Source organism: Neoroseomonas oryzicola (assembly GCF_012163135.1).
Classification (GTDB): domain Bacteria; phylum Pseudomonadota; class Alphaproteobacteria; order Acetobacterales; family Acetobacteraceae; genus Neoroseomonas; species Neoroseomonas oryzicola.
Window position 1 is genome coordinate 206870 of the sequence record NZ_JAAVUP010000002.1, and the last position, 15666, is coordinate 222535.

General features: G+C 71.0%; 14 protein-coding genes and 1 tRNA gene. 9 read left to right on the top strand and 6 right to left on the bottom strand.

Features of this window, described 5'->3' with window-relative positions; all coding sequences use genetic code 11:
* Window position 1 precedes the first annotated feature (1 nt).
* Window positions 2–973, bottom strand: a complete 972-nt coding sequence (locus GWK15_RS07480) for a Bug family tripartite tricarboxylate transporter substrate binding protein (protein ID WP_168040674.1) — start codon at window positions 971–973, stop codon at window positions 2–4.
* A gap of 153 nt (window positions 974–1126) precedes the next feature.
* On the opposite strand from GWK15_RS07480, the gene GWK15_RS07485 reads away from it, so the two are divergent.
* The 3 genes from GWK15_RS07485 to GWK15_RS07495 all read left to right on the top strand — a co-directional run bounded on the left by GWK15_RS07485 (window position 1127) and on the right by GWK15_RS07495 (window position 5062).
* A complete protein-coding gene (locus GWK15_RS07485) occupies window positions 1127–1936 on the top strand; it encodes an IclR family transcriptional regulator (protein ID WP_168040675.1) in 810 nt (269 codons plus the stop codon).
* Window positions 1937–1958: 22 nt separating this feature from the next.
* A complete protein-coding gene (locus GWK15_RS07490; protein WP_168040676.1) occupies window positions 1959–3767 on the top strand; it encodes a thiamine pyrophosphate-binding protein in 1809 nt (602 codons plus the stop codon).
* Window positions 3768–3847: 80 nt separating this feature from the next.
* The gene (locus GWK15_RS07495; protein WP_209442086.1) at window positions 3848–5062 is read left to right on the top strand and encodes an ABC transporter substrate-binding protein; all 1215 of its coding nucleotides are present in this window, start codon (window positions 3848–3850) and stop codon (window positions 5060–5062) included.
* A 9-nt stretch (window positions 5063–5071) separates the two neighbouring features.
* On the opposite strand, the gene GWK15_RS07500 is transcribed toward GWK15_RS07495, so the two are convergent.
* The 3 genes from GWK15_RS07500 to GWK15_RS07510 are packed head-to-tail and all read right to left on the bottom strand — an operon-like array spanning window position 5072 to window position 8835.
* Complete coding sequence (locus GWK15_RS07500) at window positions 5072–6106, bottom strand: GGDEF domain-containing protein (RefSeq protein WP_168040677.1); 1035 nt, start codon at window positions 6104–6106, stop codon at window positions 5072–5074.
* A 57-nt stretch (window positions 6107–6163) separates the two neighbouring features.
* Window positions 6164–7264 carry an adenosine deaminase gene (gene add, locus GWK15_RS07505; RefSeq protein ID WP_168040678.1) on the bottom strand — a complete coding sequence of 367 codons (1101 nt, stop codon included), beginning with the start codon at window positions 7262–7264 and terminating at the stop codon, window positions 6164–6166.
* Between the two features lie 2 nt (window positions 7265–7266).
* Entirely contained in the window at window positions 7267–8835 is a 1569-nt protein-coding gene (locus GWK15_RS07510) for an ABC transporter substrate-binding protein (RefSeq protein ID WP_168040679.1), read from the bottom strand.
* Window positions 8836–9034: 199 nt separating this feature from the next.
* Between GWK15_RS07510 and GWK15_RS07515 the strand changes: the two genes are divergently transcribed.
* Window positions 9035–9682 carry a DUF47 domain-containing protein gene (locus tag GWK15_RS07515; protein WP_209442087.1) on the top strand — a complete coding sequence of 216 codons (648 nt, stop codon included), beginning with the start codon at window positions 9035–9037 and terminating at the stop codon, window positions 9680–9682.
* Between the two features lie 11 nt (window positions 9683–9693).
* Window positions 9694–10698, top strand: coding sequence for an inorganic phosphate transporter (locus GWK15_RS07520; RefSeq protein ID WP_168040680.1), 1005 nt, complete (start codon window positions 9694–9696; stop codon window positions 10696–10698).
* A 26-nt stretch (window positions 10699–10724) separates the two neighbouring features.
* Here GWK15_RS07520 and GWK15_RS07525 read toward each other — a convergent pair.
* Both GWK15_RS07525 and pip read right to left on the bottom strand, forming a co-directional pair.
* Window positions 10725–10801 (bottom strand) — tRNA-Arg (locus GWK15_RS07525).
* 28 nt (window positions 10802–10829) lie between these two features.
* On the bottom strand, window positions 10830–11777 hold the full coding sequence (gene pip / locus GWK15_RS07530) for a prolyl aminopeptidase (RefSeq protein WP_168041436.1): 948 nt from the start codon (window positions 11775–11777) through the stop codon (window positions 10830–10832).
* Window positions 11778–11870: 93 nt separating this feature from the next.
* On the opposite strand from pip, the gene GWK15_RS07535 reads away from it, so the two are divergent.
* The 4 genes from GWK15_RS07535 to GWK15_RS07550 all read left to right on the top strand — a co-directional run bounded on the left by GWK15_RS07535 (window position 11871) and on the right by GWK15_RS07550 (window position 15601).
* Complete coding sequence (locus GWK15_RS07535) at window positions 11871–12623, top strand: hypothetical protein (protein WP_168040681.1); 753 nt, start codon at window positions 11871–11873, stop codon at window positions 12621–12623.
* Between the two features lie 76 nt (window positions 12624–12699).
* On the top strand, window positions 12700–13650 hold the full coding sequence (locus GWK15_RS07540; protein ID WP_338147209.1) for a metal ABC transporter solute-binding protein, Zn/Mn family: 951 nt from the start codon (window positions 12700–12702) through the stop codon (window positions 13648–13650).
* Window positions 13647–14885: a hypothetical protein gene (locus tag GWK15_RS07545; protein ID WP_168040682.1), complete on the top strand. Its 1239-nt coding sequence runs from the start codon at window positions 13647–13649 to the stop codon at window positions 14883–14885. Before GWK15_RS07540 ends, GWK15_RS07545 begins: the two co-directional genes overlap by 4 nt.
* A 29-nt stretch (window positions 14886–14914) precedes the next feature.
* Window positions 14915–15601 (top strand): endonuclease V, encoded by a 687-nt coding sequence (locus GWK15_RS07550; protein WP_168040683.1) that lies wholly within the window; start codon window positions 14915–14917, stop codon window positions 15599–15601.
* Window positions 15602–15666: the final 65 nt, after the last annotated feature.

Here is a 15666-nt window from a genome sequence, read left to right on the forward strand (position 1 = left end):
GCTACTGCGGCTCGATCCCGGCGGCGCGCACCACGGTGGACCAGCGGTCGACCTCGCTGCGCACCAGCCGGGCGAGGGCCTCGGGGCCCTGCTGGTCGGGCGCGGCGGGTATGGAGCCCAGCGCCTCGATCCGCTGGCGGATGGCGGGGTCGGCGAGGGCCGCGCGCAGCGCGCCGTCCAGCTTCGCCACCACCGGCGCGGGCGTGCCGCGCGGCGCGAACACCGCGTTCCAGCCCTGGAAGATGTAGTCCGGCACGCCGGCCTCGGCGGCCGAGGGCACGTTCGGCGCATTCGGGTTGCGCGTCGCGGCCGCGGTCAGCAGCCCGCGCATGGTGCCGGCCTGGATCTGCGGCACGGCGGCGGGGGCGAGCACGCAGGCGCTGTCCACCTGCTGGGCCACGATGTCGTTCACCGCCGGACCCTCGCCGCGATAGGGGATGTTGTTGAACTGCGCCCCGGTCAGGTGCGCGAATAGCGCACAGGCCAGGTGGTTGGTCGACCCGATCCCCGCATGCCCGTTCGACACGCGGCCGGGATTGGCCCGCACATGGGCGAGGAATTCCTGCATGGTCTGCGCCGGGAAGCCGTTTCGTACGACGAAATAGAGCGGCGTGCCGGCGATCAGCCCGATCGGCTGCAGCTCGCGCGGGTCATAGGCGATGGAGCGGTAGATGGAAGGCGCCGCCGAATGGCTGCCGAGGCTGCCGACCGTCAGCGTGTAGCCGTCTGGCGCGGCCTGGGCGCCCCGCGCCCCGCCGATCGTCCCGCCGGCGCCCGAGACGTTCTCCACCACCACGCTGCGGCCGAGGGTGCGGGACATGTGCTCCGCGGCGATGCGCGCCAGCACGTCGGTCGCGCCGCCCGGGGCGAAGACGACGATCATGCTGATCTGGCGGTTGGGGAAATCCTGCGCGCGCGCCGGCACGGCGCAGCCCAGCAGCAGTGCCGCCGCGGCGGCGAAAAGGCGCTTCATCCGATCGTTCCTCCCGAGCCTGGCGGCTGGTCGCCGCCCTTTGCGTGTTACGTATAGCGAAACGCTTTTCGGATTTGCGCGTCAAGTGTATCAAGGTTGGTAACGCATTTCGGCAGGCGATTCAGGATCGCCTGCCCCGGACTGGAAACCGCCATGGCGCCGACCGACCAACCCGCCCCGGACAGCCCGAAGGACCCCTACCTGCTCGCCTCGCTGCATCGCGGGCTGGAGGTGCTGGACTGCTTCGCCGCGCGGGATTCCTGGGGCCTGGCCGACCTCGCCGCCCATCTCGGGCAGAACAAGGCGACGATCTTCCGCGTGCTCCATACGCTCGAGCAGTTCGGCTACCTGGCGAAGGACGCGGGGACCGGGCGCTATTCACTCGGCCTCAGGCTGCATGCGCTGGGGGCCGCGGCCGTGCGCAACGAGCAGCTCCGCTGGCAGGCCCTGCCGCCGCTGCAGGATCTCGCCGAAACCACCGGAGAGACGGTGCATGTCGGCATCCTGCATGACGGCGTGGTTGTCACCGTGCAGATCGTCGAGGGCACGCACGCGGTCCGCATGCACTCCACCGTCGGCAAGCGCAGCCCCGCCCATGCGAGCGCGCTGGGCAAGGTGCTGCTCGCCTACCTGCCGGATGCCGAGGTCGATGCCGTCGTCGCGGCCCATGGCCTGCCGCGCTTCACGGCGAACACCATCACGACGCCGTCGGCGCTGCGCGAGCGCCTGCACCGCGTTCGCCTCGACGGCTATGCGCAGGACGAGGAGGAGATCGAGGCGGGCCTGCGCTGCGTCGCCGCGCCGATCACCGACCATGCGGGCCGGCCGACCGCCGCGCTCGCGATCTCCGCCCCGGCTTCGCGCATGGATCCTTCGCGGGTCGCCGCGCTGATCCCGCAGGTGAAGGCCACGGCGCTGCGCATCTCACGCATGCTCGGCAGCCCCTCCATGGCGGCCGCCTGACACGAGACGAGAGGAAACGACCATGGACGGTAGCAGCAAGCAGGCGCTGATGAACGGCGCCGACATCATCGTCGACCACCTGGTGAAGCAGAAGGTGCCCTACCTGTTCGGCCTCTGCGGCCACGGCATCACCGGCTTCATGGATGCCGCCTTCAAGGCGCAGAACCGCATCCGCACCATCTCGACCCACCACGAGCAATCCGCCGGCCACATGGCCGACGCCTACTACAAGGTGAAGGGGGAGCCGGTGGCGACCTTCACCTCCTGCGGGCCTGGCTCGGCGAACCTGGTGGTCGCGTTGGCGGCGGCGATGATGGATTCCTCGGCCTTCCTCGCCATCACCGGCAACGTGCCGACGAGCCAGTTCAACCGCGGGCCCTTCCAGGAATCGGGGCGGCACTTCCAGGGCGACTTCCCCTCCGTGGTCCGTCCCTATGTGAAGCGATCCTTCCAGCCGACGCGCGCGGACATGGTGCCGCTCGCGGTGACGCAGGCCTGGGATATGCTGACCTCGGGGCGTCCCGGTCCGGTGAACCTCGATGTGCCGCTGAATGTCTTCGTCGAGGAGACGGATGTGCGCGCGCATGGCGGTGCGACGAGCCGCATCGTCAACGCCGCGCCGGGCAACCCGAAGGAGCTGACCGCGGCGCTCGAACTGCTCCTCGGCGCGAAGCAGCCGGTGATCATCGCGGGGCAGGGGGTGCTGATCGGCCATGCTTCCGATGCATTGACCGCCTTCGCAGAACTCACGGGCATCCCGGTTGTCACCAGTCCGAACGGCAAGGGCGCGATCCCCGACCGCCACGCGCTGGCCTTCGGCGCGATCGGGCGGAACGGGGCCTATGCGGCGAACGACGCGACACGGAATGCGGATGTCATCCTCGCCATCGGCTTCTCCTTCGACGATCGCGCGACCAGCGCCTGGCTCGACGGCTACACGCTCTCGGTGCCGCCCTCGCGGCTGATCCAGATCGACATCGATCCCTCCGAGATCGGGCGGAACTACCCGGCGGAATACGGCATCCTCGGCGACGCGCGGGCGAGCCTCGAATTCCTCATCGAGGCCGCGCGGCCGCGACTGAACCCGGGCCGCAGCATCGCGGAGTGGATCGCGCGTCTCGACAAGGGCCGCCAGGTCTGGCGCGAATACCAGGGCGGCCTGGCGGACTCAGACCAGATGCCGCTGCGCCCCGAGCGCCTGATGCGCGCCCTGTCGCGCGCCATCCCCGAGGACGCGGTCGTGGCCTCCGACGTCGGCGTGCACCACAACTGGATCATCCAGCTGATGGACACGCTGCGCCCGCGCCACCTGATCCATTCCTGGGGCTTCGCGGCGATGGGCTTCGCGACCTCGGGCATCCTGGGTGCGAAACTCGCCGCGCCGGAGCGCCCCTGCGTCGCGGTGGTCGGCGACGGGTCCTTCCTGATGACGCCGCATGCGCTGGCCACCGCGGTGGAATACGACATCCCCGTCGTCTGGGTGGTGTGGAACAACAACGGCTTCTGCTCGATCCGCGACATCCAGCACGGCATGTTCGGCGGGCGGGAACTGGCGACAGCCTTCGAGATCCAGCGCAGCGGCGAGCCCTACAGCCCCGACTTCGCATTGATGGCGAAGTCCTACGGCGTGCCGTCCCACCGCGTGACGCATGCGGGTGAGGTCGAGGACGCCATCCAGACCGCCATCAAGGCGAACCGCCCTTACCTCGTGGAAGTGCCGGTGGACCGCGACATCCGCCCGATCGGCACCGGGTCCTGGGACCTGCCGCCGCTGCCGAACCCGGAGCCGAACTTCCTCAAGGCGCTGCAGGCCCGCGGCCTGAGCCTGTGAAGTCCAGGCCGGGACCGGGGCGTTGAGAACCCCGGCCCGGCACCAACGCCCGGGGCCAGGAACGACAAGGGAGGAATTCGATGAACCGCAGGATGCTTCTCGCCGGCGCCGGTGCGCTGGCGATCCCGACGCTGGGTCCCGTGCGCGCCCAGGCGGCGATCTCCGACGGGGTGGTGAAGATCGGCGTGCTCGACGACATGTCAGGCGTCTTCTCCGACCAGCAGGGCATGGGCGACGTGGTCGGCGCGCGCATGGCGGCCGAGGATTTCGGCGGCCGCGTCCACGGCGCGCCGATCGAGGTCGTCTACGCCGACCTGCAGAACCGCGCCGATGTCGGCCTCGCCATCGCACGGCGCTGGTACGACCAGGAGAAGGTCGACGCCATCTTCGGCCTCGGCAATTCCGCCGTCGCGCTGGCGGTGCAGAACCTCTCGCGCGAGCGCCAGCGCATCGACGTCCCGATCGCCGCCGGCACGACGGACCTGACGGGCAAGGATTGCTCGCCCTACGGCATCCACTGGACCTACGACAACTACTCCGCCGCGAAGGGACCGGTGACGGCGCTCGTCGGCAATGGGCGGAAGAAGTGGTTCTTCCTCACCTCCGACTACGCCTTCGGCCATTCGCTCGAGCAGAACGCCTCGCAGATCCTGCAGGGCCTCGGCGGCACGGTGACCGGCAGCGCGCGGGCGCCGCTGGGCGAGACGGACTATTCCTCCTACCTGGTGCGCGCCGCGGCCTCGGGCGCCGAGGTGGTCGGCATCTGCGCCGGCGGGGCGGACATGATCAACATCGCCAAGCAGATGGGCGAGTTCGGCCTGCTACGGCGCGGCATCCAGCCGGCGGCGCTGAACTGCTCGCTGACCAACATCAAGTCCATCGGGCTCGAGACCGGGCAGGGCCTCGTCTATTCCGAGCCCTACTACTGGGACCAGAACGACGAGACGCGGGCCTTCGCGACGCGCTTCCAGCGCATCCACGGGCGTCCGCCCACCGCCTTCCAGGCCAGCACCTGGGGCGCGGTGACGCATTACCTCAAGGCGATCCAGGCGGCCGGCACCGACGCCGCACCGGCCGTCATGGCGAAGATGCGGGAGATCCCGATCAACGACTTCATGACGCGCAACGGCTCCATCCGCATCGACGGCCGCGTGATCCGCGAGATGTACCTGATGCGCGTCAAGCGTCCGGGGCAGAACCGTGGGGAGTGGGACCTGCTCGAGGTCGCGCAGGCGATCCCAGGCGACCAGGCCTTCCGCCCGCTTGCCGAAGGCGGCTGCCCGCTGGTGCGCTGAGGCGCCGCGTCAGGAAGCGGCGGCGAGGGCCTCGGCCGCCGCTTCCAGCACGACGACGCGGTTCCGCCCGTCGCGCTTGGCGCCGTAGAGCGCGGCATCCGCACGTTCGATCCAGCGATCGATCGCCTCGCCCGGTTCGTAGCGCGCGATGCCGACCGAAACGGTGATGCTGCCGATCGGTTCGGCATTGGCGCGCAGGCTGATCCGCCGCGCCGCGAGCATCGCCCGCAGTCTTTCCCCATGCGCCGCGGCGTCCGGCAATGGCGTGGCGGGCATCAGCAGGGCGAATTCCTCCCCGCCATACCGCGCGGCGCGGGCCGCGTCGGGCCGCGTCTGCGCGAGCGTCGCGGCGACCAGCCGGATCACCGCATCGCCCACCGCATGGCCCCAGGCATCGTTCACCCGCTTGAAGTGGTCGATGTCGATCATCAGCAGGCAGAGCGCCTCCCCGCTGTTCATCGCCCGCCCGGCATGTTCCAGCACCATGCTGTCGAAGGCGCGGCGGTTGGGCAGGGTGGTCAGCGCATCGGTCAGCGAGGCCTGGTGCGCCGCGGCGAGTTGCCGTTCCAGCTCCGCGATGCGTTCCCCGGAGGCATTGAGTTCCTCCCCGAGCCGCGCCGAGCGCACCGACAGCGCCGCGGTCTCCGCCGCCAGCTCGGCGATCAGCGTCGCGAGGCCCTGCGCTCCGGCCTCCATGCCGACCGCGGCGGCGTTCAGCCGGTCCCCGTAGCGGGCGGCATCGGCGCCGGCTTCCAGGATTCGCTCGGCCGCCGCCCGCATCGCGACGCGTGCTTCCCGCGCAGCCTGGCGTTCGGCGCCATCGGCGAGGAAGAGCTCGTGCAGTTCCGCCATCATGTAGCTGTCGATGGCGCGCCGGTTCGACAGCGCGACCGAGAGCACGCGCCGCAGCCCGGCATTGCGGCCTGCGTGGAATTCGAACCAGACGGCGTAGTTCACCGGCGTCGGCGGCAGCGCGTGCTGCCGCATCGATTCCAGCGCCGCCGCGCAGAGCGCAGCGGCGTCCCCCGAAGCCGAATCCTGCATGCAGTCTCCCAAGGCCGCTGCCCGGGAGAGACTGCGTGCGGTCGCGTGAATCGATGGTTATCCGTCCGCGGGCCGGGGGCGCTCGATCGCGAGGTCGATGCTGCGGTCGGCGGGATCCAGGCGTGGCTCCAGCGCGTCCAACGCCGCGGCGAACTCGGCCCGCAGCGCTGCCTTGCGGTCGGCGGGCAGCCAGCTGGCCTCCACGCCGGCGAGGCTGAGCCGCCGCGCTTCCGGCACGCCCCAGCCGGTGTGGTTGAACACGACGCGCCAGCCATGGCCGATGGTGGTTGCGAACATGGTCGGGTCGTCCGTGCCGAGGACGATGTTCAGCCCGGCCTCGCCCATGCGCTTGATGCGATCCAGGCGCGGGATGCGGTTCGGCAGGATCGAGGACCAGCAGGCCATGGTGAAGGGCGTGCCGTCCTCGACCATGCGGGCGACCAGGTCCGGGTCGGCCAGCATGTTGTAGCCATGGTCGAGCCGGTCGCAGCCAAGCGCGTGCCGGCAGTTGATGACATGGCTCGGCGGCCCTTCGGACAGCGTCTGGTTGTCCTCGCAGACATGGGCGGTACGCAACAGGCCCATCCGCCCTGCGCGTCGCCAGGCCTCGAGCCAGACCAGCGGTGGCCCGCCGCGCTCGGCGCCGTCCAGGCCGACGCCGACCACGCGCGGATGCGGATGCGCGCGGATCCAGTCCAGCATCTCCAGCGCCTCGCTGGGGACGCAGACGCTGCGGTCGATGCAGGCGATCATCAGGGAGGAGACGCCGAAGTCGCGCTCGGCGCGTTCCAGCCCCGCGGCCAGGCCTTCGACGATCAGCGGGTAGGTCGCGCCGTTCGGGGCGTAGTAGTGCGGGTTGAAGAAGATCTCGACATGCCGCGCATTGCCGTGGCGGTGCATGTCCTCGATGCATTCATAGGCGACGCGCTCGAAATCCTCGCGCCGCCGCACGGCGAGCGCGCCGAGGCGCAGCACTTCGAGGAAGCCGTAGAAATCCTTCCACTGGTACAGCGTCTCGGCCGGGCGGGGCAGCGCCACGCCGTTGGCCGCGGCGATCTCGTGCAGCGTCGTCGCGCGCACCGCACCGGCGATGTGGCAGTGCAGCTCGACCTTCGGCACCAGGTCGAGCCAGTCGGAGTAGGACAGCAGCGCGCCCATGCTCAGCGTCCCCGCCGGATGTTCCACAGCCACATGGCCGGGCCCGTCGGCACGTCCGACAACTCCGACCGCCAGGCCGAGGCGCCGACGAACTGGCCGAGCGGCATGTAGAAGCCGTCCTCGGCGGCACGACGATGCAGGTCCTCGGCGATGCGCTTGCGGGTCGGTTCGTCCGCGGCGGCGGCGAAGGCGGCGCGGTCGGATTCGACGCCAGCATCCTCCGGCCAGCCGGCGAAGCCGCCCTGCCGCCCGGCGCCGTTGAGGAAGGGGTTCTGCAGCGGCGTCTGCATGTCCGGCACGGTGTTGGTGGTGTGGAAGACGTTCCAACCGTCCTGCCGCGCGCGGCGACCGAAGAAGGTGTTGAGGTCCATCGACTGCAGGTCGACCCGGAAGCCGAGCCGCGTCAGCAGGTCCTGCGTCACCAGCCCGAGCGCGGCTATGCCCGGCGCATCGGCTGGATGCAGGATGACGACGGGGCGGGAGAGATCCGTCCCGGCTTCCCGCAGCGCACGGCGCGCGGCCTCGAAATCGGTCGCGGCCGGCATGCCGGCCGTGGTCTCGTAGGGCGTCCCGCAGCCGAGCATGCTCAGGCAGTCGCGCGCGAAATCCGGCCGGCCGGACACCGCCGCCATGTAGTCCGACTGCTTCACCGCCAGCATCACCGCCCTGCGCACGCGCACGTCGTCGAAGGGCGGCTGCAGGTGGTTGAAGCGCAGGATGCCCTGGTAGCCGAAGGGCGAGACGACCTGGATGCGGACGTTGCGGTTGCGCTCGAGCGCCGGCAGCACGTCGGCGGGCAGCCGCTCGAGGTAGTCGACCTCCCCGGTCGACAGGGCACTCACCTGCGTCGAGACGTCGGGCATGGCGATCATCTCGATCCGCTCGAAGGTCGGCCGCTTGCCGCCGGCGGCCCAGATCGAGGCCTCGGCGCGCGGCACATAGGCCGCGTTGCGGGTTAGGACGATGCGTTCCCCGGGCCGGTACTCGCCGGCGACGAAGCGGTACGGGCCGGAGCCGATGGGCTCGGTGACCGGGCGCGTCGGCGGGGTCTCGGCGAGGCGCTTGGGCATGATCATCGGCACCATGGCGCCGGGCTTGGCCAACGCCTCCAGCACCAGGCCGAATGGGCGGGAGAGGCGCAGGCGGAACGACCGCGCATCGGTGGGTTCCAGCGTCTCGGTGGCGGCGATGAGGAAGCCACCGAGGGAATCCCGCGCGCCCCAGCGGCGCAGGCTGGCGGTGCAGTCCTCGGCCGTCACCGGCGTGCCGTCGTGGAAGGCGAGTCCCTCGCGCAGGGTGAAGGTCCAGTCGCGACCCTCGGGCGTCTTCGTCCAGCGCTCGACCATCTGGGGCTGCGGCTGCCAGCGGTCGTCCACAGCGAACAGCGTGTCGTAGACCAGGTAGGCGAAGTCCCGCGTCGTGAAGCTGGTCGTGAAGTGCGGGTCGAAGATGGTGGTCAGCGTCTCGGGCACCACGCGCAGCGTTGCGGCGCGGCTGGCCTGGGCGCCCGCGCCCCGCGGCAGGAGGGCCGGGGCGGCGAGCAGGGCGGCGAAGAGGGGGCGGCGGCGCATGGCGGACCTCGCAGCGTGAGGGCGGAATGGTCGGCCAGCCGTTGCTGCGGCGCAAGATGATGGCACCCGGAGCGGTTGTGGGTGGCGCAGTTGGCGGGATAAGAAGGCGTCGCGGTGGTGCGGCGGCTCGTGGCCCGGGAGCGATCCTGCCGATCTCGCTGCCGCAGCGACGTTCCGCCGATGCCGCGAGGGCCCTTCCTTGATCTTCAACCTGTTCCGCCGCCTCATGCCGCGTGAGGACGATTTCTTCGACATGTTCGCCCGGCATGCCGATACCGTCGTCCGCGGTGCGGGCGAGCTGCGCGCCATGCTGGACGGGGGCGCGGCGGTCCAGCGGCACTACCCCGCCGTCCTCGGCGCCGAGGACGATGCCGACGCCATTACGCGCGAAGTCGTCCAGGCCGTCCGGCACACCTTCGTCACCCCCTTCGACCGTGGCGACATCCAGACGCTGATCAGCCACATGGACGACACCATCGACCAGATGAAGAAGGCGGCGAAGGCGATCGTCCTGTTCGAGATGACGGAGTTCCACGACGACGCCCGGCGCATGGGCGACGCGATCCAGCGCTGCGCCGGCTTGCTGCGGGAAGCGGTGCCGCTGCTGTCCGCCATCGGCACCAACGTCTCGCGCATCAACGAGCTCTGCGAGCAGATCCGCCACGTCGAGGGCGAGGTGGACGACATCCACGATTCCGGCATGACCGAGCTGTTCCGCCGCAGCCGGCCGGAGGACGCGCTCCGCTTCCTCGCCATCCGCGAGGTCTTCGACCAGCTCGAGAAGATCGTGGACCGCTTCGACGATGCGGCGAACGTGATCGAGGGCATCGTGGTCGAGCACGTCTGAGGCCGGCCCGCATGGACGCCTCGCTTGCCCTGCCGCTGCTGATCGGCCTGATCGTCGTCGCGCTTGCCTTCGACTTCCTGAACGGCCTGCACGATGCGGCGAATTCCATCGCGACGATCGTCTCGACGCGCGTGCTGCGGCCGCACTACGCCGTCGCCTGGGCCGCCTTCTTCAACTTCATCGCGTTCCTGTTCTTCGGCCTGCACGTCGCGCAGACCATCGGCACCGGCATCGTCACCGCGGCGATCGTCGACCCGCGGGTGATCTTCGGCGCGCTGAGCGGCGCGATCGCGTGGAACCTGATCACCTGGGCCTGGGGCATACCGTCCTCGAGCTCGCACGCGCTGGTGGGCGGCATCCTCGGCGCCGGCATCGCCAAGGCCGGGTTTTCCGCCATCGTCTGGTCGGGGCTGGGCAAGACGCTGTTCGCCATCGTGCTGTCGCCGGCCGTCGGCATGCTGCTCGCGGTGGTGCTGATCATCGTGGTGTCCTGGATCTTCTCCCGCACCACGCCCTTCGTCGTCGACAACACCTTCCGTTCGCTGCAGTTCGTCTCGGCCTCGCTCTACTCGCTCGGCCATGGCGGCAACGATGCGCAGAAGACGATGGGGATCATCGCCGTGCTGCTCTATTCGCAGGGGCTGCTCGAGGGCGGGTTCCACGTGCCCTTCTGGGTCGTGATCTCCTGCCAGGCGGCGATGGGGCTCGGCACGTTGTTCGGCGGCTGGCGCATCGTCCACACCATGGGATCGAAGATCACCCGCCTGACGCCGATGCAGGGCTTCTGCGCCGAGACGGGTGGGGCGATCACGCTGTTCGCCGCGACGGGGCTCGGCGTGCCGGTCTCGACCACGCACACCATCACCGGCGCGATCGTCGGCGTGGGCGTGATGCGGCGGACCTCGGCCGTGCGCTGGGCGGTGGCGAGCGGCATCGTCGTCGCCTGGGTGCTGACGATCCCGGCCTCGGCGATCATCGCGGCGACGGTCTACGCCCTGGCGGGGCTGTTCGGGTAGCGGGCCTGCCGGCGTGGGAGGGGTGGTGGCGTCCCCGGCGAGATTCGAACTCACGGCCCCAGGATTAGGAATCCTGTGCTCTATCCTGCTGAGCTACGGGGACCCGCCACCGGCGCTTCCTTACCACGCCCTCAGCGCCGCCGGAACCGCTCCACCGCCGAGACCAGCGCCGTCCTGACGCCCGGTTCCAGCGCCGAATGCCCGGCATCCGGCACGATGGTCAGCCGCGCGCCGGGCCAGGCCGCGGCCAGCTCGAAGGCGGTCTCGGGCGGGCAGACCATGTCGTAGCGGCCCTGGACGATCTCGGCGGGGATGTTCGCGATCCGGTCGATGCGGCCGAGCAGCCCCTCGGGCGGCAGGAACAGGTCATGCGCGAAGTAGTGCGCCTCGATCCGCGCCAGCCCCAGCGCCGTGCGGTCCTGCGCGAAGGACGCCACGGTCTCGGGCGAGGGCAACAGGGTCGAGCAGGACCCCTCGTACTGGCTCCAGGCCCGCGCTGCCGGCAGATGGACCGATGGGTCGGGGTGGCAGAGCCGTTTCAGGTAGGCGCCGAGCAGATCGCCGCGTTCGGCCTCGGGCAGGTGCTCCGCGAAGGATGCCCAGGCATCGGGGAAGACGCGCTTCAACCCGGTGAGGAACCAGTCCACCTCGTCCCGCCGGCCGAGGAAGACGCCGCGCAGCACGCAGCCCGTCACCCGCTCCGGATGTTCCTGGGCATAGGCCAGGGCGAGCGTCGATCCCCAGGACCCGCCGAACAGCAGCCACTTCTCGATGCCGAGGAAGCGGCGCAGCACCTCGATGTCGCCGACCAGGTGCGGCGTCGTGTTGTCCCGCAGTTCTCCCAGCGGCCGCGACCGGCCGGCCCCGCGCTGGTCGAAGATCACGACGCGCCAATGGGCGGGGTCGAAGAAGCGGCGATGCACCGCGCCCGCACCCGCGCCCGGCCCGCCGTGGAGGAACAGTACCGGCTGGCCGCGCGGGTTGCCGACCTGCTCCCAATACATGACGTGCCCGCCGGACAGCGGCAGCAGTCCGGTCTCGTAGGGTGCGATATCGGGGAAGAGGTCGCCGCGCGGCATGGGTGACATGTGCCCAACCGCGCGCATGCGTGCAATGGCAGAACGTCGTCCTGATTCCCGGCCCCGCATGTTCTGGTCTAGGATGACGGTTCCATGGCCGAGACGCCTTCCGCCTCCTCCCGTTCGGCTGCCGCGGGCCAGACCACCTGCGGCGTCTGCGGGCGCGAGAGCCGCCAAGCCCCGTTCCGTCCGCCGCCGCCCGAACAGGCGCCGGACCTCGACCTGCGCCCGGGCGAACCGGTGCGCTCGACCATGGCGCGCTGGCTGCAGCAATGCCCGCATTGCGGCTATGCGGCGCCGTCGATCGCCAAGGCGCATCCGGCCGCGGCCGCGGCGGTCTCGGCCGCACCCTTCCGCGCCCTGATCCAGGATTCCAGCCAGCCCCCGCTGGTCCGCCGCTTCCTCGCCTGGGCCCATGTCCTCGAGGAGACCGGCGCGCTGCACGCCGCGGCCGAGGCCACGCTGCACGCCGCCTGGGTGGCCGACGACGCCTTCAAGCCGCACCTGGCCCAGGCGCTGCGGCAGGACGCGGTGGCGCTTTGGCGCAGCGGCCCGCCGCTCGACGCCGAGCAGACCGTGCGCATCATCGACGCGTTGCGTCGCGCCGAGGCCTGGGACGACGCCGACGCGACCGCCGCCGAGCTCGCCCGCCTCTCCCCGCCCGAGGCGGTGGCGCAGGTCGTCGCGCTGGAACGGCGGCTGATCGCCGCGCACGACACCGGGCGGCACACGGTGGCGAGCGCGCTGCCGCCGCCTTCCCGCCGGCCCCATGCGACGCACCAGCGCCGCGACCCGGCCGGCGGCGGCCTGCTCGGCTGGCTGAAGCGCCTGTTCCGCAAGGAGTGATCGCGCCAGGCCCCCACTTGCCAGTACGAACTTCGGTCGATAAAGATACAGTATAACATCACGCGAGATTGCCTCCGTGCGTCGTCGTTCCCTGCTGGCCATGCCTGCCCTCCTGATCGCCGGCCGCGCCCGTGCTCAGGGCGGCGGGCGCTTCGCGGTCGTCGCCTCCTTCTCGATCCTCGCCGACATGACGGCGCAGATCGGCGGGGATCGCGTCGCGATCCGCACCATCGCCGGGCCGGACGTGGACGCGCACGGATTCCAGCCGCGGCCATCGGATGTGGCCGCGCTGCGCGATGCGGGGCTGGTGGTCCGCAACGGGCTCGGCTTCGATGCGTGGATGGATCGACTGATCCGTTCCGCCGGCTTCCGCGGGCCCGTCGCGACCGCGACCGAGGGCATCACCCCGCGCGCCATGTCGGCCCGCGCGCACAATCACGACCATGGCGGCGGCGGGCGGCGCCAGGCCCATGCAGTCGGTCCGGGCAGCGTGCCCGATCCCCATGCGTGGCAGGACCTCCGCCTGGGCCAGTCCTATGTGCGGACCATCGCGGCCGCGCTGGCCGCCGCCGATCCGGCGGGCGCGGAGGGCTATCGCGCCAATGCCGCCGCCTATGCCGCGCGCCTCGCCACGCTCGACGCCTGGGTGCGCCGGGAGATCGGCACCGTGCCCGAAGGCCGGCGCCGCGTCGTCACCAGCCACGACGCCTTCGGCTACTTCGCCGCGGCCTATGGCATCGCCTTCCTCGCGCCGCAGGGCGTCTCGACCGAGGCCGAGCCCTCAGCCGCCGAGGTCGCCCGCCTGATCCGCCAGATCCGCGACGAACGCATCACCGCCGTCTTCATGGAGAACATGGCCAATCCCGCGACCCTGCGCCGCGTCGCCGAGGAGGCGCGCGTGCGCGTCGGCGGCCGGCTCTACGCCGATGCGTTGTCGCCCGCGGGCGGCCCCGCACCGACCTACGAGGCGATGTTCCGGCACAATGTCGGCCTCATCGTCCCGGCCATGCGGCAGGAGGCGTCGTGAAGCGCGCGCTGCTGCTCTGCGCCGCGCTGGCGCTCCCGGCCCCGGCCTTCGCGCAGGATTCAGCGGCCCCGCCGCCCGAGGCCCAGGTCCGCTTCCCACAGCTCGAGACCGAGATCGACATGGGGCTGATCGGCGTCGGCACCACGCGCGCGACCGATCCGCGCCGCCGCGGCACCAGCGTCTTCCTCTTCGGCGACATCGATTTCGGCCTCCACCTGACCGAGAATTTCTCGATCCAGCTCGGCCTCGCGACCGAGCCGATCGGGGAGGGGGATTCGACCGGCGGCTTCCCCGATGGCGGCGTGATCGGCTTCCGCCGCCAAGCCCTGTTCATCGAGCAGTTCCACGCCGACTGGAAGCCGGTCGAGGATCTCACCCTCAGCGCCGGCACCTTCGTGGCACCCTTCGGGCGCGGCTACATGGACTTCCCCGGCATCCTCATCCCGGTCCGCGCGCATGAGGCCTATCTGTTCAACCAGTTGCTGGGCGCCTCGGCGGCCTGGACCTGGCTGGACGATGTGCGCTTCGGGCAGCACGAGGTCACGGGGATGGTCTACACGCTGGACCGCTCCTTCCTCTCCTCGACGCTGATCACGCGGCCGTCCTGCTGCGACCCGCGTTACGAGCGCTACAACCGGAACACCGCGGCGCAGGGCGGGCCCGGCAACAACGGGACCTTCGACAATTTCGCGCTCGCCTTCGACGGCGACCGCATGCCCTGGCTGCCGGGCTTCTCCTATCATCTCGCGCTACTGTCCCAGGCACCCGGGTCGGACGGCACGGCGCGGGAATGGGGCTATGCGGTCAGCCTGCGCTACCGCCACGAATGGAACCGCGAGCAGTCGACGTTGCTGTTCGCCGAGGGCGTGCAGTTCCGCAACGCGGGCGGCCGCCCGCGCATCGACGTGCCGACCGGCACCAGCGATCCCGACACCGGCGTGTCCGACAGCATCGCCACCACCCTGGCCGCGCGGGAGACCTTCTTCACCCTCGGCATCCAGCATCGCATCGGCCCCTGGCGCGGCAGCGTCGCCTGGCAGCAATGGCAGCGGAAGCGCAGCGTCGATCCCGTGCCGAACGAGAACTGGATCGAGGTCTCCTTCGGGCGGGAGATCGGGTCCGGCTTCAGCATCGATGTCGGCTACCAGTATGCGCGGCAGTTCATCGACGAGGGGCCGGAGCGCGGCACATCCCACGCCATCCTTGCGCGGCTGGGTTATCGCGGCGGGTTATGACCGCGTCCTGCGCGTGGCAGGATCCAGCCATGGTTCCGGACCTGCCGCCGCACTGGCTCCATCCGCCCGACATCGCCGCCGCCCGCGCCGCCCAGGCGGAGATGGCCGCGTGCATCGTCGCCGAGGATGACCTGCCGGCGCGCATCGCACGCCTCGGCGGCGCGGACGTCAGCAACACCCGCTTCGATCCGGGCAAGCGCGTCCATGCCGCGCTGGTGACGCTCGACGCCGCGACGGATGCGGTGCTGGCGACGGCCGCTGAATCCCGCCGCGCCGACTTCCCCTACGTCCCCGGCTATCTCGGCTTCCGCGAGGTCCCCGCGCTGCACGCCTGCTGGCGGCGCCTGGCAGTGCGGCCGGACGTCATCCTGGTGGACGGGCAGGGCATGGCGCATCCGCGCGGCGTCGGCCTCGCCTGCCAACTGGGGCTTGTCCTTGGCGTGCCGACCATCGGCGTCGCCAAGTCGCTGCTGGTGGGGGAGGGCGAGCCCGGCCCCGATCCCGGCGACACCGCCCCGCTGCTGTGGAAGGGAAGGCGCATCGGCACGGCGCTGCGCACGCGGCGCGGCGCGCGGCCCGTCTATGTCTCGGTGGGGCATCGCGTCTCGCTGGAGACCGCGACGTGCATCGTCTTGGCATCGACGCGGGGCCGCCGCCTGCCGACGCCGATCCGCGCCGCGCATGACGCTGCCAACGCGGCGCGCCTGCAGGGCTGACCCGATCCTGCCGCGGCTTGCCGCTGCGAGGCGGCCCCCTAGACTGCCCCGGCACCGACAAAGAG